Origin of the sequence: Cryobacterium sp. TMT2-18-2 (assembly GCF_004402245.1) — a bacterium.
Classification (GTDB): domain Bacteria; phylum Actinomycetota; class Actinomycetes; order Actinomycetales; family Microbacteriaceae; genus Cryobacterium; species Cryobacterium sandaracinum.
The window spans coordinates 155,391-176,538 of the sequence record NZ_SOFU01000037.1; the positions used below are offsets into that span (position 1 = coordinate 155,391).

Annotated in this window: 18 protein-coding genes; 10 read left to right on the forward strand and 8 right to left on the reverse strand. The window is 70.2% G+C overall.

The window, feature by feature from the left end:
- Positions 1–17: 17 nt before the first annotated feature.
- On the reverse strand, positions 18–3,494 hold the full coding sequence (locus tag E3O22_RS13800) for an ATP-dependent DNA helicase (RefSeq protein WP_134394770.1): 3,477 nt from the start codon (positions 3,492–3,494) through the stop codon (positions 18–20).
- Positions 3,491–6,805 carry an ATP-dependent DNA helicase gene (locus E3O22_RS13805; protein WP_134394771.1) on the reverse strand — a complete coding sequence of 1,105 codons (3,315 nt, stop codon included), beginning with the start codon at positions 6,803–6,805 and terminating at the stop codon, positions 3,491–3,493. The genes E3O22_RS13800 and E3O22_RS13805 overlap by 4 nt, the downstream gene beginning before the upstream one ends.
- A gap of 98 nt (positions 6,806–6,903) precedes the next feature.
- On the opposite strand from E3O22_RS13805, the gene E3O22_RS13810 reads away from it, so the two are divergent.
- The gene (locus E3O22_RS13810) at positions 6,904–7,128 is read left to right on the forward strand and encodes a DUF3107 domain-containing protein (protein WP_104101050.1); all 225 of its coding nucleotides are present in this window, start codon (positions 6,904–6,906) and stop codon (positions 7,126–7,128) included.
- Between the two features lie 6 nt (positions 7,129–7,134).
- Entirely contained in the window at positions 7,135–7,443 is a 309-nt protein-coding gene (locus E3O22_RS13815) for a hypothetical protein (protein ID WP_134394772.1), read from the forward strand.
- A 30-nt stretch (positions 7,444–7,473) separates the two neighbouring features.
- On the opposite strand, the gene E3O22_RS13820 is transcribed toward E3O22_RS13815, so the two are convergent.
- Positions 7,474–8,103, reverse strand: coding sequence for a ferritin-like fold-containing protein (locus E3O22_RS13820; RefSeq protein WP_174720100.1), 630 nt, complete (start codon positions 8,101–8,103; stop codon positions 7,474–7,476).
- Between the two features lie 286 nt (positions 8,104–8,389).
- On the opposite strand from E3O22_RS13820, the gene E3O22_RS13825 reads away from it, so the two are divergent.
- Positions 8,390–9,967: a DEAD/DEAH box helicase gene (locus E3O22_RS13825; RefSeq protein ID WP_134397109.1), complete on the forward strand. Its 1,578-nt coding sequence runs from the start codon at positions 8,390–8,392 to the stop codon at positions 9,965–9,967.
- Positions 9,968–10,148: 181 nt separating this feature from the next.
- Here E3O22_RS13825 and E3O22_RS13830 read toward each other — a convergent pair whose 3' ends face one another.
- Positions 10,149–11,018 carry a PHP domain-containing protein gene (locus E3O22_RS13830; RefSeq protein WP_134395910.1) on the reverse strand — a complete coding sequence of 290 codons (870 nt, stop codon included), beginning with the start codon at positions 11,016–11,018 and terminating at the stop codon, positions 10,149–10,151.
- Positions 11,019–11,167: 149 nt separating this feature from the next.
- Between E3O22_RS13830 and E3O22_RS13835 the strand changes: the two genes are divergently transcribed.
- On the forward strand, positions 11,168–12,724 hold the full coding sequence (locus E3O22_RS13835) for an aminopeptidase P family protein (RefSeq protein WP_166784660.1): 1,557 nt from the start codon (positions 11,168–11,170) through the stop codon (positions 12,722–12,724).
- A 16-nt stretch (positions 12,725–12,740) separates the two neighbouring features.
- Here the strand turns inward: E3O22_RS13835 and E3O22_RS13840 are convergent, their stop codons facing one another.
- Positions 12,741–13,322, reverse strand: coding sequence for a general stress protein (locus tag E3O22_RS13840; protein WP_134395908.1), 582 nt, complete (start codon positions 13,320–13,322; stop codon positions 12,741–12,743).
- A 54-nt stretch (positions 13,323–13,376) separates the two neighbouring features.
- Here E3O22_RS13840 and E3O22_RS13845 point away from each other — a divergent pair, with 54 nt between their 5' ends.
- The 4 genes from E3O22_RS13845 to E3O22_RS13860 are packed head-to-tail and all read left to right on the forward strand — an operon-like array spanning position 13,377 to position 18,059.
- The gene (locus E3O22_RS13845) at positions 13,377–14,708 is read left to right on the forward strand and encodes a magnesium transporter MgtE N-terminal domain-containing protein (protein WP_134395907.1); all 1,332 of its coding nucleotides are present in this window, start codon (positions 13,377–13,379) and stop codon (positions 14,706–14,708) included.
- Positions 14,695–15,291, forward strand: a complete 597-nt coding sequence (locus E3O22_RS13850) for a DUF1003 domain-containing protein (RefSeq protein ID WP_134395906.1) — start codon at positions 14,695–14,697, stop codon at positions 15,289–15,291. Before E3O22_RS13845 ends, E3O22_RS13850 begins: the two co-directional genes overlap by 14 nt.
- Positions 15,284–16,450 (forward strand): Mrp/NBP35 family ATP-binding protein, encoded by a 1,167-nt coding sequence (locus E3O22_RS13855; RefSeq protein WP_134395905.1) that lies wholly within the window; start codon positions 15,284–15,286, stop codon positions 16,448–16,450. Before E3O22_RS13850 ends, E3O22_RS13855 begins: the two co-directional genes overlap by 8 nt.
- Before the next feature lie 58 nt (positions 16,451–16,508).
- Entirely contained in the window at positions 16,509–18,059 is a 1,551-nt protein-coding gene (locus tag E3O22_RS13860) for a succinic semialdehyde dehydrogenase (protein ID WP_134395904.1), read from the forward strand.
- Between the two features lie 41 nt (positions 18,060–18,100).
- Here E3O22_RS13860 and ppk2 read toward each other — a convergent pair whose 3' ends face one another.
- Complete coding sequence (gene ppk2 / locus E3O22_RS13865) at positions 18,101–18,970, reverse strand: polyphosphate kinase 2 (protein ID WP_370448442.1); 870 nt, start codon at positions 18,968–18,970, stop codon at positions 18,101–18,103.
- A gap of 351 nt (positions 18,971–19,321) precedes the next feature.
- Here ppk2 and E3O22_RS15975 point away from each other — a divergent pair, with 351 nt between their 5' ends.
- Positions 19,322–19,465, forward strand: a complete 144-nt coding sequence (locus tag E3O22_RS15975; RefSeq protein WP_166784661.1) for a hypothetical protein — start codon at positions 19,322–19,324, stop codon at positions 19,463–19,465.
- Between the two features lie 25 nt (positions 19,466–19,490).
- Here E3O22_RS15975 and E3O22_RS13870 read toward each other — a convergent pair whose 3' ends face one another.
- Positions 19,491–19,871: a Sec-independent protein translocase TatB gene (locus E3O22_RS13870; protein ID WP_134395902.1), complete on the reverse strand. Its 381-nt coding sequence runs from the start codon at positions 19,869–19,871 to the stop codon at positions 19,491–19,493.
- Positions 19,872–19,957: 86 nt separating this feature from the next.
- Here E3O22_RS13870 and E3O22_RS13875 point away from each other — a divergent pair, with 86 nt between their 5' ends.
- Positions 19,958–20,590, forward strand: a complete 633-nt coding sequence (locus E3O22_RS13875; protein ID WP_134395901.1) for an O-methyltransferase — start codon at positions 19,958–19,960, stop codon at positions 20,588–20,590.
- 158 nt (positions 20,591–20,748) lie between these two features.
- Here the strand turns inward: E3O22_RS13875 and E3O22_RS16635 are convergent, their stop codons facing one another.
- Positions 20,749–21,039 carry an HNH endonuclease gene (locus tag E3O22_RS16635; protein WP_304988619.1) on the reverse strand — a complete coding sequence of 97 codons (291 nt, stop codon included), beginning with the start codon at positions 21,037–21,039 and terminating at the stop codon, positions 20,749–20,751.
- Positions 21,040–21,148: the final 109 nt, after the last annotated feature.

Below are 21,148 nucleotides of genomic sequence, written 5' to 3' on the forward strand. Positions count from 1 at the left end.
TCCATGCACACCGACGCCTACAACCTGTCGGAGTTCGGCGGCGAGTTCGAGGACGACGACGAGACCGGCTCCGGTTCGGGTCCAGGCTCGTCGTCCTCGTCATCGTCATCGTCATCGTCATCGTCATCGTCATCGTCCGACGATGCCACCACCGGCGCGATCGACACCGTGGGCGAAACCGTGGGCGACACCGCCCTCAGGCGAACGGACGACCAGGCCCGCACCAGGTCCTCCTCGGAGTAGAGCCGGTCCGGGGCGACGATCGTGTCGTCCGCGACGAAGTAGAACACCGCATCGACGATCTCCGGGTCGATGCCTTTCCAGCGCGCATAGGCGAGCCGGTACAGGGCCAGCTGGGTCTGCTTAAGCTCGAGGTCCACGGCGCTCGAAGGCGCCCGTCCGGTCTTCCAGTCGACGACCTGGTAGCCCGTCACGGTGCGGTAGACCGCGTCGAGCTTGCACACGAAGACCTGCCCGGCCAGCACGTGGTGGATCTCGATCTCGACCTCTTCGGGCTGCACCGACGCCCACGGCGACTGCTCGAAGGTGCGCTGCAGCCGTTCGAGCTGGGCCTGCTCCAGCGGCTGGTTCTGGTCGAGGTCGAGGTCGAAGGCGTCGGGGCCCTGGTCACCCAGATCCAGTTCGCTCTCGTCCGCGTCGATCAGGTCGCCGCCCGACGCCCCGCCGGCGCGCTGTTCCACCCAGGAGTGGAACAGAGTGCCCAGCCGGGTGGCCCGGTACGGTCGCTCGGGCATGGGGCGGCGCAGGGCGGCGGCCACCCCCACCGGGTCATCGATGTAGTCCTTGAACCGCGAAGCCGGAATGCGCGTGGGCAGCGGGACGGGGCCCGCGCCGGCAAGGCGAAGCATCCGTTCCTCGAGCAGCAGGGTGACCGCGTGGGACCACCGGGTGTCGCGCTCGGTCTGTGCTTCGGCGCGCACCCGGGCGGCTGCGGCCTCGACGAGGGGCCGCCGCGTGCCGAGCGGGTCGAAGGGCCAGTGCTCATCGACGCGCTCCCCGGTGTCGGGTTTCTCACCGTACTCGCTGCCCTCCGGCAGCGCGGCGATCAGCCCGGCCTCGGCGAGCTCTTCAAGGTACCGACTGGGGGCGCGCACGGTGCTGCCGCCGCCCCAGTATGAACCGGTGAGCAGCAGCTCCTGCTGGGCGCGGGTCGTGGCCACATAGATCAGGCGCCGCTCCTCGTCGTCGTGGCGGGCGGCGAGCTGCACTTTATAGGCGTGAAATTCGGTGTCGAACGACAGCTGGGTCTCATGCTCCTGCCAGGCGAGCTCGGGCAGCTCGGCCCGGTCGCCGCGGAACGGGTAGGGCAGCTCACCGAACTTCAGCCAGCCGGCCCCGTCCCGGGTCTGCGCCGGCAGGCTCTTCTCGGTCAGGTTGGGGATGGCCACATAGTCCCACTCGAGCCCCTTGGCCCCGTGGATGGTGAGCAGTTGCACGGTGCCGCTCTCGCCCGGCTCGACCCGCGGGCCCAGGTCGTCGGAGGCGGCGGCCCTGCCCAGCCAGCGCAGGAAACCGGCGAGGCTGCCGACCTCGTCGCTGGCAAGGAAGGCGGTGACCGTGTCGTGGAAAGCGTAGAGGTTCGCGAGGCCCAGGCTGTTGGCCTCGTTGGCGACGAGTTCCACGTCGAGCAGGAGCTCCTGCTCGATCAGCCGCACGAAGTCCAGCAGCGGCAGGCCGGCCCGCGCGCGCAGCCAGGCCAGCTGGCGGCCGGCGGCCCGCACCCGGGCCCGGCCGGTGTCGCTGAAGCCCGCGAGCTGCCCGTGGGTCTCGGGGGCGGCAGCCACGAAGTCGAGGGCGTCGACGAGCGACGCGCCCTCGTCGACGGCGACGGATGCCCGCATCTTGTCTTTGAGTTCCCGCGTCACCGCCTGCTGGGCCCAGTCGTGTGCCGCCAGCCAGCGCGCCACGGCCGCGAGGTGCTGCAGGTCGCGGGGGCCGACCCGGTAGCGACCGCTGGCGAGCAGTCGCACCAGTTCGCTGCCGGCGGCGGGATCGTGCACGACCCGCAGCACACAGATGACGTCGGTGACCTCCGGGGTGGAGAGCAGGCCGCCGAGGCCGAGCACGTGGGCGCGGACGCCGTGCTCCCGCAGCACCTCGGCGAAGAACTCCATCTCGCGCCGGGCCCGGAAGAGCATCGCGCCGGTCTTGTCGGTGCCGCTGGTGAGGCGCTGGGCGAACCAGTCCGCCACGACCCGGGCCTCGTCGGCGATAGTCTCCAGCATCGACGCCTCGACCCGCCCGTTCGCCTTGCCGGCCGGCACCGCGAGGGTGCCGACCTGGATGCCGTCGGGCCGGGCCCGGAGCGCCTCGCTCAGCGGCGCCACCAGCGCGTTCGCGGTGTCGAGCACCGTGACCGGGTTGCGCCAGGTGACGGAGAGGCTCATCGACGGCGACTGGCGGTTGGAGAGTCCGGCGAAGCTCTGCGAGAAACCCAGCAGGTTCGCCGAACTGGCCCCGCGCCAGCCGTAAATGGACTGATGCGGGTCACCGACGGCCATCACCGGATGCCGGCTGAAGAGGGTGTGCAGCAGCTCGGTCTGCAGCACCGACGTGTCCTGGTATTCGTCGAGCAGCACCACCCGGTACTGGTCGCGGTAGCGAGCGACGACCTGCAGGGCCTTCTGGCTGACCTGCAGTGCGAGAGCCACCTGGTCGGAGAACTCGATCAGCCCGAGCCGGCGCTTCTCCACTGCGAAACGTTCGGCGAGCTCGAACAAAACCGGCAGCGGCTCCACCGCCGCGAGCGACTCGGCGACCGAGGCATACGGGATCTTCTTGCGCGGGTTGCCGTAGGGCAGGTCTCGCAGATAGCCGAAGCCGGCGGAGAGGCCGGTCAGGTCGTGCGGCGCGGCCGGAACGCCCGGAACGACGGGCGGGGGATTCTCGGCGAGGGAACGGCTGAAGGCGAGCACGGCATCCGTCACCGCGTCGATCTTCTTGCCGAAGGGTACGAGCCGGCTGTCGCCGTGCTCGATCACCACCCGGCGGGCCAGCAGCCAGGCGCTGGTCTCGCTGAGCAGCACCGACTCGGGTTCACGCCCGAGGAGCAGGGCGTTGTCGGTGAACAGGCGGCTGGCGAACGAGTTGTACGTCGACACCGTGGGCATGTTGAACAGGTCGGAGGAATCGATCGTGACCGCCCCCGCCGCGGGCGCCGGCGGCTTCGGCAGCAGCCCCTGCGCGTCGAGCTGGTCGATGCGGTCGCGGATGCGCTCGGACAGTTCGCCGGCGGCCTTGCGGGTGAAGGTGAGGCCGAGGATCTGGTCGGGCCGGGCGTGCCCGTTGGCGAGCAGCCAGAGCACCCGATTGGCCATGGTCTCGGTCTTGCCGCTGCCAGCCCCGGCCACCACGAGGGTGGGCGCCAACGGCGCCTCGATCACGGCCTGCTGTTCGTCCGTGGGGGGGAACATGCCCAGCGTCGTGGCGATCTGGCGGGCCGAGATGGGCGGCGGGGTGACGGACTGGTTCATGAGCTGACCTGCTTGATGACGTGGATTCGGCAGGACCCGTGCGAGCGCGGGTCGAGGCAGTGGGAACTGATTTCGGCGAGGAAGGTGGCGGCGCCCATGCCGGCGGCGTCCCAACCGACCCGGCTGCGGAAGGCCGCAAGCTCCTCAGGGCTGAAGGTGGGCTGGGTGGGATTTCGGTAATTCTGCTTGACCGTGCCGCTGGACACGATCAGGAGGCGAGCGCCGGCGAGCGGCATTCCGGCGGGGATGCCCTCGATGGCACCCTCGCTGAACGCGAGCTGGTAGGCGCCGAGCTGCGGATGCAGGGCCACCCCGGCGTCGCTGATCGGGTCGCCGCGGCCCGTCTTCAGGTCGACGATGACCGCCCGCCCGTCGCCGAGCCGCTCGACCCGGTCGACCGTGCCGGACAGCACGGCGCCGTCGACGTCGAGCTGGAAGGTGCCCTCCGCGCTGAGCAGGCTGCCACCGCCGCGTTCGAAGTCGAGCAGGTAGGAGGCCAGCCGGTCGGTCAACGCGCGCGCCTCGACCTTCTGCACCCGGGACTGCCAGTCGGCGTCGAACTGAAGCTCACCCCAGCGCGCCTCGACGCCCTTCCAGAGCGCGTCGGGGCTATGAGTGGTGGAGTCCTCCATCACCTTGTGGATGATCGTGCCGAGGTTCGCGGCGGTGTTGGACGTGCCGCCGCCGACCTGCCCGATCACCCAGTGCAGCGGGCAGGTCTCGAAGGCCGCCATCCGCGACGGCGAGACGCGCACCGGGGCGTCGCCGACCTCCGGGTCGTTGAGCGGGCGCACGGTGCTGGGCTCGTTCAGGCCGTACCACTGGTCGGGGGCGGCACCGACCACGTTCTCCCGGGCCAGCCGGGCCAGGGTCGCTGCGGCATCCGTGGCCCGGCTCGCGGCCTCGTCGCCGTGGGCCGCGGTGCCCCGGGTCAAATCCCGGCGGAGCCGGCCCACCAGGCCGCGCAGGGAGAGCGGGTAGCGGCTGATGTCGCCGGTCTCCGGAGCCGTGTGCGGTACGGGCTTCGGCAGCAGCCGCAAAAAGACCGACGGCTGGTTCTCCTCGTTGTCGATGGCAGTCACCAGCAGTTCGCTGCGGGCGCGGCTGGCCGCCTGGGCGAACATGCGCAGCTCGTCGTGCAGCACGGTGGTGCGGGCGCCGGCCTCCTCCGGGCGCCGGCCGGCGGCGAGCGCGGCCAGGTCGCCGGCTCCGAGCAGCGAACCACGGATGCGCAGGTCGGGCCAGACGTTCTCCTGCACCCCGGCGATGACGACGACGTCGAATTCACGGCCGATCAGGCCGCTCGGGGTCGACACCACGACCGCGTCGCCCAGCGCGCGCGGGGCGAGGGTGTCTTCGGGCACGTCGGTGTCGACAAGGTGTTCGAGGAACAAAACCGGCGGGGCGGTCGGGGTGCGCTCCACGTAGCGCTGCGCGGCGGAGAAGAGCTCCACCACGGCGTCGAGGTTGTGGTTGGCCTCGTCGGCGACAATGCCCGTGCCGGTGGACTGGTCCTTCCACTCCCGGGCGAGGCCGCTTCGTTGCCAAAGACCCCAGAGCAGTTCCTCGATCGTGGCGCCGGCAGCGTATTCCACGGCGGCCGCCCGGAGGCTCTCCCCGCAGCTGGCCGCCCGGCGGGCCGTGCGGTTGTCGATGGCGGCGAACAGGCCGGGGTCGCCGAGGGCCTCCACCAGGAGCTCGTCGGCGGAGCGATTCCGGTCACTGCTGAGTTCCTGTTGGCGCAGCGCGGCACGCAGGCGCCGCAGGGTGATCGGGTCGAGGCCGCCGAGCGGGCCGCGGAGCAGCAGGGTCGCCTCCTCGGGCCCCAGGGGTGTGCGGCCCAGGGTCAGTTCGAGCGCGAGGATGAAGGCCCGCACGGCGTAATCGTCGCGGAGCGCGGTCTGCGCCGACGACACCTGGGTGGGCACCTCGAGCGCGGCGAGCCCCTTGGACAGGGCGGGCATGAGCGAGCCGCTGCGCACGACGACCGCCATCTGACCCCACGGAATGCCGCCGAGCACGTGCCGCTCCCGCAGCCGGCGGGCGATCACGGCGAGCTGGTCGGCGGGGCTGTCCGCGAGCATGGTCTGCACGGGGTTCGGCTCCCCGGCAGGCTCGGCCTGGTCCGCCTGCCCTCCAGGCTGGACTGCCTGCGCGGCCGGGTCGGCCACGCCGACGGCGAACCGTTGAGTGCCGGCCGAGGCCGCGCCGATGCGGTGCGTGATCCCCCGCACCACCCCGCGGATGGCCGCGTCGTGCCGGTACACCGTGCTGAGAACCAGGGTCGGCAGTACGGCGCCGGACAGGTACGCGCCCAGCCGGCCGAGGGCATCCGGGTGGGCGCCGTGGAAGGAACCGGTGCTGATATCGGGGTCGCCGAACGCAATGACGCCCACGCCGCGCGCCGCGAACTGCGCGAGCAGGGTCAGGTTGGCCTGGGTAAGTTCCTGCGCATCGTCGAGCAGGATCAGGCGCAGGCCGCCGAGCGAGCCGAGCGTCGCGGAACCGGCCGGGGCCCGGGCCACGATGGCCGCGGCGAACTGGGCCAGTTCGGTGGAGTCGTACTGGCCGGGGCGGGACTGGTCTTTCACGTCGTCGTAGCCGCGGATGAACTCGGCCGCGGCCACCCACTCCGGGCGTTGCTCGCTGCGGCCGAGAGCCGCGAGCGCCTCCGGGCTGACGCCGTATTCGACGGCGCGCATCATCAGGTCGCGCAGCTGCGTGCGGAACCCGCGCAGGCTGCGCACCTCGGCGCCGAGGGTGTCGGGCCAGTCCGGTGCGGCGTGCCGCGACTCAGGGTGCGACTCGATGTGCTGCGACTCGCCCTGCGCTTCGGCCTGCTGCGCTTCGGCGTGGTCCTGTCGGTGCCCCTCGAGCAGCTCGGCGATGATCTGGTCTTGTTCGCCGCCGGTGAGCAGGGTGGGAGCCGCGCCTCCCGCCCGGGCCACGGCATCCCGCACGATCTGGAACGCGACCGAGTTCGCGGTGCGGGCCAGCGGGCCGTTGGTGGGCACGCCGAGGCGCAGCGCGAGCCGGTCGCGCAGGGCCGTCGCCCCCGTGCGAGTGGGCACCAGCACAAGCACCTCGCTGGGCGAATACCCGTGGTCGCGCACGCACTCGGCGACGAGTTCGACCAGCGTGGTGGTCTTGCCGGTGCCGGGTGCGCCGATCACGGCGGCGCCGACTCCCGGGATGTGGCGTCGCCCACCGGGCAGGGCAGGCTGCGCTACCAGCGCCAGAACGGCGCGTTGCGAGTCGTCGAGCACGACCGGTTCTTGCTCGGTGCGAAGCGGGAATCCCAGGGTTGTCACGTTTTCAAACGTAACGGGTTGCGCCGACAGTGAACGATGTCGGCCCGGTACGCGGTTCTGTCGTAATCTGGGCGCTTAGGCAACGAAAGGCGCATCTGGTGGATATCCGCATTGGCATCTTCAATTCTCCCCGTGAGATTGGCTTCGAGACCTCACAGCCCGCGAACGAGGTCGAGGAAACGGTCGCTGCCGCCCTCGCCGGACAGACCGGGTACCTGAAGCTCTCCGACAGCAAGGGCAAGGTCTACATCGTTCCGACCGTCGGGCTCGCGTACGTGGAGCTGGGCTCCGAGGAGTCCCGCCGCGTCGGCTTCGTCGCCTGACCAACCGTGGAACTGCTCTTCATCGCCCTCGGCGGTGCGGTTCTGGGGATTGCCGCACGGTATGCCATTCCGGGGCGCCGCGCACACGGCGCTGTCCTCGTCCCGGCGATCGGCACCATGGTCGCGTCCGTCGTCTGGGTGGCGTTGACCTGGCTCGGCGTGCCCTGGGACGGTGGCTGGATCTGGTGGGTCACCCTCGGGGTGACCGCACTGGCATCCGTCGCAGCCGACCTGGCCCTGGTGCGCACGCGCACCGCCGGGGATGAGCGGATGCTGCACACCCTGATGCGCGACGGGCACCCGGCCGGCGCGTGACGACGGCTCCCGGGCGGCGGGGGCCGGCGGTCAGGCGGTCAGGCCGAGCCCGTCCATTCGCCGCGTGTGCGCGGCGATGAGCTCGGTGAACACGGGTTCGATCCGGGACTCGGCGGCGGTGATGCCCTCCATCGGCAGAGCCGAGCGTGCGACCAGCAGGGTGTCCCCGACCAAGCGTCGTCCCCACAGGGCCAGGTGCGACCCAAGCGCCGGGGCGGCCCCGATGGCGGCCTTCAGATGGGTGACGAGAACCTCCGTGCCGGCATCCTGGCCGAGCAGGTGCGCCACCCGCGGGCCCACGTCGCCGGGCAGCCCGTCGGACAGCCGGATGAAGAAGTCGTCGAGCAGTCCCCCGGCGAGATAGCAGCTGAGCAGCAGCTCGTTCCAGTCGGCGCCGGCCGTCTGCCCGCGGAACGCGTCGAGGTGGGGCGCGAACGGGGCCATCACCTCGGACGGCTCACCGCCGCGGCGACGGATCTCGGCCACGAGCCCCTGGTGCTTGGCGAGGGCCCGGCCGGCGGCGACGCTCAGCGCCTCCTTCGCGGTGAGGTCCGGAGCGATCGCGATGGCCAGGGCGAGGTTCTCGAACATGCCGAGTTGGAAGTACGCCGCCTGGCCGAGGTAGGGCAGCAACTCCGGCGTGAAACCGGCGATGTCCATTTTCGTGGTCGACTGGCGTGCCCGCCGCGCCGGTTGCCGGGGTGCCTCCACGCGCTTCCCGCGTCGACCAGTCCACATGATCACAGGCCCAGCTTAGGACAGTGTCGCGCCGGCACCGCGGGTTCCGGCCCACGCTGGGCGAATCGGCGCGTCCGGGTCCGGTATAAGAGACTTCACAGGGCCGCCCGATAGGCTGGGACCACGCCATCGGCATGGATCGATGGCCAGGTGCCCGAAGCAAAAGACGGGCGCATCCCGCTTCCAGCTAATGACAAGGCAATAATTCGTGACTTTCTCCGAACTCAACATCGACCAGGACATGGTTCAGGCTCTCGCTGATAAAGGCATCATCGAGCCCTTCCCCATCCAGGTGCAGACCATCCCCCTCGCCCTGAGCGGCCAGGACATCATCGGTCAGGCCAAGACCGGCACCGGCAAGACCCTCGGCTTCGGCCTTCCGATCATCCAGCGACTCGGGCTCGACCCCGCCCCCGGCGTGCAGGTACTCGTCGTCGTCCCGACCCGCGAGCTGTGCGTGCAGGTCTCCGAAGACCTCGAGATGGCATCCAGCAACCGCAACACCAAGGTTGTCTCCATCTACGGCGGCAAGGCGTACGAAGGTCAGATCGAGGCTCTCAAGGCCGGCGCGCAGATCGTCGTCGGCACCCCCGGCCGACTCCTCGATCTCGCCAGCCAGCGTCTGCTCAGCCTCGCCAACGTGAGCGAGATGGTGCTCGACGAGGCCGACAAGATGCTCGACCTCGGCTTCCTCGCCGACATCGAGAAGCTGTTCTCGCAGACGCCGTCCACCCGCCACACGATGCTGTTCTCGGCCACGATGCCGGGCCCGATCGTGGCCCTCGCGCGCCGGTTCATGAACCGCCCGATCCACATCCGTGCGTCCGACCCCGACGAGGGCCTGATGCAGGCCAGCATCGAGCACCTTGTCTACCGCGCGCACAACATGGACAAGGACGAGGTGATCGGCCGCATCCTGATGGCCGAAGGGCGCGGCAAGACCGTGATCTTCACCCGCACCAAGCGCGCCGCCGCCAAGCTGGTCGAGGAGCTCGGCGATCGCGGCTTCAACGCCACGGCCGTGCACGGTGACCTCAACCAGGAACAGCGTGAACGCGCCATGGCCTCCTTCAAGGCCGGCAAGAAGGACATCTTGATCGCCACGGATGTCGCCGCGCGCGGCATCGACGTAGACGACGTCACCCACGTGATCAACCACACCATCCCCGAGGACGAGAAGGCCTACCTGCACCGCGTGGGACGCACCGGCCGTGCGGGCAAGACCGGCATTGCGGTCACGTTCGTCGACTGGGACGACATGCACAAGTGGACGCTGATCAACACCGCGCTCGACTTCGGCACGCCGGTTCCGATGGAGACCTACTCGTCGTCGCCGCACCTCTACGCCGACCTGAACATCCCGGTCGGGTCGAAGGGGCGCCTCCGCGCCTCGCCCATCCGAGAGACCGCCGCCTCGGCTGCACGCACGGGTGGCGCAGGCCGCACCGGCGGCGCCGGCCGCTCCGACTCGGGCCGCTCTGACTCCGGCCGTTCCGGCGGGGGCCGCGCCGGTGGCGAATCCGGTCGCTCGGGCGCCGGTCGCTCCGGCGCCGGTCACACCGACGCCGCACGCTCGGGCGCGAGCCACTCCGGCGAGCAGGCCGGCAGTCGCCCGCCGCGCTCGCGCACCCGGGTCAGCGCGACCACCAACCCGGATGCCCCGGTCATCACCCCGGCCGCCGGCACCCACGACGGCGGCGGCGCCGAGCACCACGACGGCAACAGCGCCCCGCGGCGTCGGAGCCGCACGCGTCGCCACGCCCCGCAGGCCGGCACCCCCAGCTAGCCACCCCTCAGTTAGCCACCCCCCAACTAGCCACCCCCTGCGAGGCAGTTCCTGCACGGCAGTTCCGGCCGTAAGCGCCTTCGCTTCGGCGGGGGCGCTTGTCGTTTGCCTCCGCGGCGGCTCACGTGAGGACTCGCGGCGCATGGTAGACCGTGCGCCCGGTTCCCTCGGGTGGGCGGCGTCAGCCGTAGACGGGCGGCGAGCCCGTTCCCTGTTCGATGATGCGCTCGAGCACCTCAGACGCCGTCGTGTTCTCGCCCAGGCGGTTCGGCTTGCCCTCGCCGTGGTAGTCGCTGGACCCGGTGATGAAGAGTCCGTACTTCTCGGCGAGCGCGTAGAGGTGGGCCTTCGCCTCGGGCCTGTTCTCCCGGTGCTCGAGTTCGAGCCCGAAAAGGCCGGCTTCGGCCAACCGGGCCAATTTCGCTTCGGGGATGACGTCGACTGCCCCGCGCGTCGCCGGGTGCGCGATGACCGGCACCCCACCGGCCGCGCGTACGAGGGTGATGGCCCGCAGCGGGTCCGGCGCGTAGTGGGGCTGATAGTAGCCGGCCTCCCAGTGCAGGATTCCCGCGAAGGCCTCGCTCCGGGTGAGCGCGAACCCGCGGGCCACCAGTGCGTCGGCGATATGCGGGCGGCCGACCGTCGCATCCGGCGTGGTCTGGGCGAGCACGTCTTCCCAGGTCAGGGCGTAGTCGACGCCAATGCGCTCCACCATCTGCTCGGCGCGCACCAGCCGTGCCTGCCGCACCCGGGCGGTTTCGGCCACGATGCCGGCGTTGGACGGGTCGAACAGGTACGCGAGCAGGTGCACGCTGGAGAAGCCCACCCGGGTGCTGAATTCCATGCCGGGGATGAGTGTGAGTCCGGCGGTGCGGGCGGCAACACCGGCCTCGGCCCAGCCGGCGGTCGAATCGTGGTCGGTCAGTGCGACCGTGCCCAGGCCGGCCGCGGCGGCGGCCCGCACAAGCTGCGACGGGGTCTCCGTGCCATCCGACACGCTCGAATGCGTGTGCAGGTCGATCGGACCGCGGAATCGTCGAGCACCAAGCATTCCCCCATGCTAGTTGTGCGGCGGACCCGGACCGTCCCGCGGGGTTCCCAGCCGGCGCCGTCAGGGCCTGCGCGTGATCGAGTCGGGAGACGGGGCCGGCAGCGACCACCGCCCGATCGTGGCCGCCCACGCCCCGACCTCCTAGCTCAATGGGACAATGGGCCATGGCCACTTCCAGCGAAACCGCGATCACCCCTGCTCCCCGATCGAATGAGAACCGCTCCACCACCCCCGGTTCGGCCGGGTTCAAGGCGTACATCTCCAGCGACTGGGCCGAGCGCACCGAAGAGCTGCCGCTCGCCCGCGAGCAGGCGCGTTTCGCGGCCGCCCGCCGCGAACGCCTGTCCGGCATGCACCCCGGACAGCGTCTGGTCATCCCCGCCGGCCGTCTCAAGCAGCGCTCCAACGACACCGACTACGCGTTCCGCGCACACTCGGCCTTCGCTTACCTCACCGGCTGGGGCAGCGACGCCGAACCCGGCGCCGTGCTGGTGCTCGAACCCACAGCGACCGGCCACGACACCACCCTCTACTTTCGCGAGCGGGCCGGCCGCGACTCGGACGAGTTCTACGCGAACCCCGATATCGGCGAATTCTGGATCGGCCCACGCCCCGGGATCGCCCAGGTTGCCGCCGACCTCGGCGTGCCGGTGCGCGGCATCGCCGACCTGGCCCTGGTCATGAACACGATCGACACCGAAAGCCTCGTGCTGCGGGAGGCCGACCCGCTCGTCACCACCGAGGTCGACGAGGCCCGCCTCCGATTCGCGGCGGAGAAGGTGCTCACGACCGACGCCTCCGACTCGCCGTTCAGCCTCGAGATCAACGGCGACCACGCCGCCGACGAGCAGTTCGCCCGCGGCCTGTCGGAGCTGCGCCTGGTCAAGGATTCCTACGAGATCGCCCAGATGCGCCTCGCCGTCGCCGCCACGGCCCGCGGCTTCGAGGACGTTATCCGGGACCTGCCCCGCTCGAGCACCCACCACCGCGGCGAACGGCTCGTCGAGGGCGTGTTCAACACCCGGGCCCGGTCCGACGGCAACGCGGTCGGCTATGACACGATCGCCGCGTCCGGCCCTCACGCCTGCATCCTGCACTGGACCCGCAACGATGGCGCCGTCGTGCCCGGCGACCTGATCCTGATCGACGCCGGCGTCGAGGTCGACAGCTACTACACCGCCGACATCACCCGCACCCTCCCGGTGGACGGCACCTTCACCGACGTGCAGCGCCGCGTCTACGACGCCGTGCGCGAGGCAGCGGATGCCGCGTTCGCCGTGGCGCGTCCCGGCGCCGTGTTCCGCGACGTGCACGCCGCGGCGATGGCGGTCATCGCGCGCCGCACGGCCGAGTGGGGCATGCTGCCCGTCACCGCCGAGGAGGCCCTGCTGCCCGACAACGGCCACCACCGCCGCTATATGGTGCACGGCACCAGCCACCACCTCGGCCTCGACGTGCACGACTGCGCGCAGGCGCGCCGCGAGATGTACATGGACGGCGCGATCGAGCCCGGAATGGTGTTCACGATCGAACCCGGCCTCTATTTTCAGCCCGACGACCTGACGGTGCCTGAGGAGTACCGCGGCATCGGGGTAAGGATCGAAGACGACATCCTGGTCACTGCGGACGGCCCGGAGAACCTGTCGGCCGGCATCCCCCGCACCATCGAGGCGGTCGAGGCCTGGATCGCCGCCCTCACCACCTGAACCTGGTCGCGGACTGTCAGGGCAGCGGATGCTGCGGAGCCGCGGGCGGATCTTCGACGCGAGGGGGATCCGACGGATGCGGCGGAGCCGGCACCGCCCGTTCGGCCTCAGCGTGCCCGGCGAGAAGGTTCCGGGCCCGGTTGACCAGGGCGCCGTCGACGATCACCTGATAGGTACTGGCAATCACCTGCATGGTCGATGTGAAGTCGCGGCGACGGCGATTGAGCGCGGCACTGACGACCCCGAACAGCATGCCGAACCCGGCACCGATCATCACGGCGGCGAATACGAACGGCAGGCCCGCACCATCCGGCGAGAAGATGAAGAACAGCAGCCCGAAGAACACGCCCAGCCAGGCGCCGGAGGCCGCACCGGCAAGAGCGACGCGCCCCCAGGTGAGTTTTCCGGTGACCCGCTCGACGGTTTTGAGGTCGTTGCCGAGGATGGAGACCTGCTTCACCGGGAAGTCGGACTTCGCCAGAGTGTCCACGGCTTCCTGAGCCTCGCCATAGGTGGCGTATGTCGCGAGCACCTCCCCCTTGGGTAAAACGGGGAACAATGCGGCCCTGCGCCCGCCGAAGGGGCTCTGATTGCTCATGAGTCCATTCTTTCACACGACCGATCCGCCCTGAAGGTGGCCTAGATTTGATCTGTGTCTGCCACCAGAGTCTTCGTTGCCCGTTTGGCCGGGTGTACCGTTTTCGACCCCGCGGGAGACCGTGTGGGCAAGGTCAGGGACGTGCTGGTGGTCTACCGAAAAAACGACCCGCCCCTCGTCGTCGGCCTGATCGTGGAGATCCCGGGCAAACGCCGCGTTTTCGTGTCCATCGGGCGCGTCACCAGCATCGGTTCGGGTCAGATCATCACCACCGGCCTGATCAACGTGCGCCGCTTCGAGCAGCGCGGCGGCGAGGTGCGCGTCATTGCCGAGATGCTTGGCCGCACGGTGGTCTTCAACGACAATTCCGGTGAGGCGACCATCGAAGACGTCTCGATCGAGGAGCTCCCCCAGGGCGGCTGGGCGATCAGCCAGCTCTTCGTGCGCCGCCCCAAGACCAGCCTGTCCCTCTTCGCGAAGGGCGCCACGACCTTCACGGACTGGGCCGAGGTGCGCGAGCAGACCACCGAGGGCCAGGCCCAGTCGGCCGAGCAGCTCATCGCCACCTACTCCGACCTCAAGCCCGCCGACCTCGCGAATACCCTGCTCGACCTCCCGCCGGAGCGCATGCACGAGGTTGCCGGCGAGCTGCCGGACGGCCGCCTCGCCGACGCCCTCGAGGAGATGCCGGAAAGTGAGCAGGTCAGCATCCTGACCCGGCTCGGCGACGCCCGCGCCGCCGACGTGCTCGACCACATGCAGCCCGACGACGCCGCCGACCTGATCGCGCAGCTGCCGGAGGAGCTCGGCGAACAGCTGCTCGACCTGATGGAGCCGGAGGAAGCGGACGATGTGCGCTTCCTGCTCACCTACGCCCCCGACACCGCCGGCGGCCTGATGACGACCGAACCGATCATCGTCTCGGCCGATGCCACGGTCGCGGAGGGGCTCGCTCTCATCCGTCGTCACGACCTGGCGCCGGCCCTCGGCGCGGCCATCTGCGTCACCCTCCCGCCCTACGAGCCGCCCACCGGCCGATTCCTCGGCATGGTGCATTTCCAACGGATGCTGCGCTACCCGCCCCACGAACGCCTTGGCACACTGCTCGACCAGGGTCTCGATCCCGTCACCGCCGACACCTCGGCCGCGGAGGTCACCCGCATCCTCGCCAGCTATGACCTCGTCTCCGTGCCCGTGGTCGACGACAACCACCGACTCGTCGGGGTGGTGACGATTGACGACGTCCTCGACTATCTACTGCCCGACGACTGGCGCAGCCACGATGGCAACGACGACGTGCGCCGCCGGGCCGAGGCCCGCACCGAGCTGACCACGGGAAGCATCCCGCTGCACCACGGACGGAGGACCGGCAATGGCCCGAGCTAACCGAGCGGATCTCCGCCTCGACTCCCCCAAGGGTTTGCGCACGCCCGCCCTCGGCCGCAACCGCCGGCGTAGCCGCGACCGCCCCAGCCGCGACCGCTTCGGCCGGTTCACCGAGGCCATCGCCCGCGGCATGGGCACGCCGTGGTTCCTGCTCGGGCTGACGTTCTTCGCCGTCAGCTGGATCGCCTGGAACACGCTCGCACCGGTGCAGTGGCGCTTCGACTCCGTGTCGCTCGGCTTCATCGCGCTGACCCTGGTCTTGTCGATGCAGGCCTCCTACGCGGCCCCGATGATCCTGCTGGCGCAGAACCGCCAGGACGACCGTGACCGGGTGCAGTTCGAACAGGACCGGCAGCGCGCCGAACGCAACCTGGCCGACACCGAATATCTCGCCCGGGAGGTGGTGGCGCTGCGCCTCGGCATGAAGGATCTCGCCTCCCGCGATTTCCTCCGCTCCGAACTGCGCGCCCTTCTCGACAACCTGGAAGAGCGCGAAGATCAGGACAAGCAGACCCGGAAACGCCTCCGCAAGGGCGACCGCGAGCGAGACCGCGACCGCGAAGAGCGATCGCCCAGTGCCTGAGCCCCTCTTTTCCGCCGACCAGGTGCTCACCGCCCTGGCCCGGGTGATCGACCCGGAGATCCGCAAGCCGATCACCGACCTCGACATGGTCGCCGGGGTGCGGATCGTCGACGGCCGCGCCCTCGTGGGCATCCGTCTCACCATCGCCGGCTGCCCGGCGGCCCGGCAGATCGAGCGCGATGTGTTGCGCGCCGTGGAGTCCGTGGCCGGCCCCGGCAACGTGACCGTGGATGTGAGCGTGATGACGCGCGAGCAGCGCCGTGCGATGACGGAGAAGCTGCGCGGCGGCAAGGAAGCCCGCAGCAACCAGTTCGGCCCGGACTCGCTCACCCGGGTCTACGCCATCACCAGCGGCAAGGGCGGGGTCGGCAAGTCCACAATCACCGCGAACCTCGCCGTGGCCCTGGCCGAGCGCGGCCTGCGGGTCGGCATCGTCGACGCGGATGTCTACGGGTTCTCCATTCCCGGACTCCTCGGCCTGGTCACCCCGCCTTCCCCCGAAACGGGCAAGTCCGCCGCAGTCAAGCCGACCCAGGTCGGCGAGATGATCCTGCCGCCGATCGCCTTCGACGTGAAGGTCATCTCGATCGGCATGTTCGTGGAGGACGGCTCCGTCGCGGTCGCCTGGCGCGGGCCGATGCTGCACCGCACGATCACCCAGTTCCTCACCGACGTCTACTTCGGCGACCTGGACATCCTGCTGCTGGACCTGCCGCCGGGCACCGGCGACGTGGCCATCTCGGTCGGGCAGCTGCTGCCCCAGGCCGAGGTCATCGTCGTCACCACCCCACAACCGGCCGCCGCCGACATCGCCGAACGCAGCGGTGTCGTGGCCCGGCAGACCGGCCAGACCATCTACGGCGTGATCGAGAACATGGCCGGGATCGTGCAGCCCGACGGCACGGTGCTGGAGCTGTTCGGTTCCGGGGGCGGCGCCGAGGTCGCGCGCCGGCTCGGCGCCGGGCACGAGTTCCCCGTACCGTTGCTCGCCCAGGTTCCCCTCAGCGTGCCGCTCCGCAGCGGCGGGGACACCGGGGTGCCCGTGGTGCACGGCGACCCGACCGACCCCGCGGCCGTGGCCATCCGTGTGGTTGCCGACCGCCTCGCCACCCGGGCGCGCGGCCTCTCCGGATTGAGCCTCGGCATCACCCCGAAGTAGCGTCGCCGCACCGGCACCGCGGCGGAGCGCACGCGCCGTCCGCACCTAGACTTCGGGCATGCCTGCCTCCCCCCTCGACCCTGCCGGGATCACGACCCTCACCCGCTCCATACGTTCCACGACGGGGGCCACGGTCACCGTGATCGCGCCCTTCACCGGGGAGGTTCTGCACGAGCTGCCCGTCAGCGGCCTCCCCGACGTGCAGGCGGCCTACGCGCAGGCCCGCCTCGCCCAGCTGGCCTGGGTGCGGGCCGGGTTTACACGGCGCCGGGCGATCCTGTTGCGCGCGCACGACCTGATTCTCGAGCGCCGCGGGCTGCTGCAGGACACCGTGCAGGCGGAGACCGGCAAGACCCGCGGCCAGGCCTTCGAGGAGGTCTTCCAGGCCGCCGGCGTCACCCGCTTCAATGCCCTGGCCGCGCCGCGCGTGCTGCGCGGTGGGCGCCGCCACTCCGCGATCCCGCTCGTCATCACGGCCACTGTGCGCTACCGGCCCAAGGGCATCGCGGGCGTGATCACCCCGTGGAACTACCCGCTCAGCCTCGCCGCCATGGACGTCGTGCCGGCCCTCGCCGCCGGCTGCGGTGTGGTGCAGAAGGCCGACGACCAGGGTGCGCTGAGCGTCCTGTCGTTGCGTCAGGCATTCATCGACGCCGGCGTGCCCGAGCAACTCTGGGCCGTGGTCGTCGGCGACGGCGCGGAGATCGGCGGGGCGGTCACCGCGGAGGCCGACTACGTCTGCTTCACCGGGTCGACCGCGACGGGCAAGCGGGTGGCGGCGCAGGCGGCCGGCAACCTCACCGGCGTCTCGCTCGAGCTGGGCGGCAAGAACCCGCTGATCGTGCTCGACGACGCCGACCCGGCCCGCGCGGCCACCGACGCGGCCCCGGCCTGCTTCACGGCGATGGGCCAGCTCTGCGTGTCGATCGAGCGCATCTTCGTGCAGCGAGGTGTGGCCGACGCGTTCCTGCGCGAATTCGTGGCCGTCACCCGGTCGCTCCGGCTCGGCGCCGACTACGACTACACGACGGACGTCGGTTCCCTCACCTCGCAGGCACAGCTGGACCGGGTGAGCGCGCAGGTGGCCGACGCGGTCGCCCACGGCGCCACGGTCGAGGTCGGGGGCCGTGCCCGCCCCGACCTGGGACCGTTCTTCTACGAACCCACCGTGCTGACCGGGGTCACCCCGGCGATGGAGTGCTTCGCCGGCGAGACCTTCGGCCCTGTGGTCGCGGTCACCGTGATCGACTCGGAGCAGGAGGCCATCCTGGCCGCCAACGACAGCGACTACGGGCTGAATGCGTCGGTGTTCTCCGGTTCCGTGCGGCGGGCCCTGCGCGTGGGCGGGGCCCTCGAGGCCGGCAGCGTGAACATCAACGAGGGCTATCGCGGGTCGTTCTCCTCGGTGGCCGCCCCGATGGGCGGCCTGAAGCAGTCCGGTCTCGGCCGACGCAACGGCCCGGAGGGACTGCTCAGGTTCGTGGACGCCGTCACCATCGCGCGCCCGACGGGTCTCGTGCAGCTGCCGCGCACCGGCCACGACTTCGAGCGGCTGGCCGGGCCGATGCTGCTGCTGGCGGCCGTGCTGAAGGGCATCCGCCGCCGCTGACCCCGGGCAGCCGGGTCGGGACCCGGCTCCGCGAGCCCGGCTCAGACGGGCAGCATGGCCGACGCCGCCTCCTTCTTGGCCGCCTGCTGGGCCGCCTTCTCCGGGGCCAGCTTCGCCGCCTCCGCCTTGGCCGCCTTCTTCGCGTTCTTTTTGATCTTGGCCTTGCCCTTCGGCTTAGCCGTGGGCTTTCCCAGCGTGGTCGTGATGTCCGGCACGGGCCGGTTCAGCTCGCGCGGCGGGCGCTCGTACTCCGAGCCGGCGGGGCGAGTCGGAATGGTCACCTGGGGCGGCTCGCGATGCGTGTAGGGGACGATCGACAGCAGGTGGCTGATCATGTTGAGGCGCGCGGCCCGCTTGTCCTCGCTCTCGACGACCCACCACGGGGCCTCCGGCAGATCGGTGTGCACGAACATCTCGTCTTTGGCGCGGGAATAATCGACCCACTTCGTGATCGAGAAAAGGTCGGTCCCGGACAGCTTCCAGCGGCGCATCGGGTCGTTCAGCCGTGACCGGAACCGCCTCTCCTGCTCGGTGTCGGACACCGAGAACCAATACTTGACGAGCAGAATGCCGTCTTCGACCAGCATCCGTTCGAAGAGGGGCGCCTGGTGCAGGAACCGGCGGTACTCGTCGGGGGTGCAGTACCCCATCACGTGTTCGACGCCGGCCCGGTTGTACCAGGAGCGGTCCATCAGCACGATCTCACCCGTGGAGGGCAGGTGTTCGATGTACCGCTGGAAGTACCACTGGCCGCGCTCGCGCTCGGTCGGCACCGGCAGGGCGACGATCCGGGCGACGCGGGGATTGAGAAACTCGCTGACCCGCTTGATCGCGGACCCCTTGCCGGCCGCGTCCCGGCCCTCGAAGATCACGACGATGCGGGCCCCGGACTCCTTGACCCATTCCTGCATGGCGACCAACTCGGTCTGCAGATTGCGCAACTCGGCGGAGTAGACGGGCAGTGGCACCCGCTTGGGCTTCGCGTGGGTGTTCGACTTCGACACGGTCACACTCCTCAGATTCGTGGGTTCAGCGTAGCGCGCGCGCATCGCCCGTATGGCCCGGCGTGCATATTCTGGTGCGCACCGCGCCGCTCACCGCCGGTCACCGCCCCGCCCTCGGCCTCGGCCTGGCCTCGGGCGGCACAGGCACCTGTTCGACCCCAGCGCGCATTTCTCCTGCTCCAAAATCATCGCCGAGGAGCTGCCACCCCCGTCGGACGGGCCGTTGCCCTCTCCCGGCTGGGCATCGACCGGGTGGCCATGGCGGACACCGACGAGGGTGCGGCCAACCAGGGAACCTCCTGCGAATCGCTCTTCCCGGCCGGGCGCCTGGTCGTGGTCAACGTACCCGTTCCCGACGTCCGCCAGCTCGAATACGCCGCATCCGGTGTGCTCGTCACCTGATTCGTTTGGCCACGTGGCTTCGTGGCTACGTGGCTTCGGAGTCGAAGGGCGCCGGCAGCGTGGCGGCCTCTCTGGCGCGCTTGCGTTGCAGATAGGCGCCGTCGGGGTTCGGCACCACCCGCGACACGGTCGCCGATTGGCCTTTCAGCTCGTCTTCGTCGGTGAGAGCTTCACGGATGATGCGGCGCGGGTCATACTGACGCGGGTCGAGTTTCTTCCAGTCGACGTCGTCGAAATCCGGACCCATCTCGTCCCGCATCCGGTCTTTGGCCCCGTTGGCCAGGTTCCGGAGCTGCTTCACGAGGCGGGCCAGCTGGGCGGCATAGTGGGGAAGCCGCTCGGGTCCGAGCAGGAAGACGGCGACAATCCCGATCAGTAATATCTTCTCGAAGGTCAAACCGAACATTCCCCCAGAATAACCCCCGGCGAGGCCTCCCCGGACCATGCCCGGCCCCCCTTAGGCTTGACCCATTCACCTACTGGAGTTGCGCTGTGTCTGACAAAGATCTGAACTGGAAATTCTCCGACGACTCAGTCGTGGAGTCCGACGCTGTGGCGCGGGCCAGACAGCAGTCCCTGGAACTCGGAATCGACGCGATTTCACCGGCGGTCGGCGCCCAATCGGCCGTGATCGCGGCCGCCACCGGGGCCCGGAGCATTCTCGAGGTCGGCACCGGTGCCGGCGTCTCCGGCATCTGGCTGCTCACTGGCGCCCCCGGCGCCACCCTCACCTCGATCGACGCCGAGGTCGACCACCAGCAGCACGCCAAAGCCAACTTCGCCGAAGCCGGCATCCCCGCGAACCGGGTACGCCTGATCACGGGCCGGGCAGCGGATGTGCTGCCGCGCATGAACGAGAACTCCTACGACATTGTGTTCGTCGACGCCGATCCGCAGTGCGTGATCGAGTACGTCGAGCATGCCCTGCGCCTGGCCCGCCCGGGCGGAACCGTGCTCGTGGCCCACGCGCTCTGGCGCGGCCGCGTGGCCAACCCGGCCCAGCGCGACGATGTGGCGACCGGCTTCCGCACCCTCTTGACCGTCATCGCCTCGTCCACCGCAGTCATCAGTGCCCTCTCCCCTGTGGGCGACGGCCTGCTGCAGATCACCAAACTCCGCGCCTAGACGGTCGAGCACACCCTCCGGTGGTCGAGCCGGTCGGGTTCGGAAGATGGCCCGCCTGGTTTCGACGGCCTCGACCACCGGGCTCAGGTCGCTCGCGGCCCGGGGCTCAAGCTGACGTCGGTCGCGCCTGCCAAGACCGGTGACCCGATCCCGGGAACTCACCCTGACGTTGGTCGGGCTTGTCGAGATCCGGGCCGCGATCCAGGCCGAGATCCAGGCCCTGCCGGAGCCCCGGCCCGGTGTTCCCCGGCGGGCCGCCAGGTGCGGGTGGGGTCGTAGCAGTACGGTGCCCGGACTTCAGGTTTGCCGCGCACCATCCGGATCTGCCAGCCGGAAGTATCAATAGTGTGGTGGTGGTACCAACACAGCAGGACCCCGTTGTCGATCGTGGTTTTTCCGCCGCGGTGCCAGGGAATCACGTGGTGTACTTCGCACCAGGTGGCGGGCACGGTGCAGCCGGGGATGGTGCAGCCGCCGTCGCGGGCGGCGAGGGCGCGGCGTTGGGCCCGGTTGAAGAAACGGTTCTCGGTGCTGAGGGCAAGGACCTCGTTGTTCTCG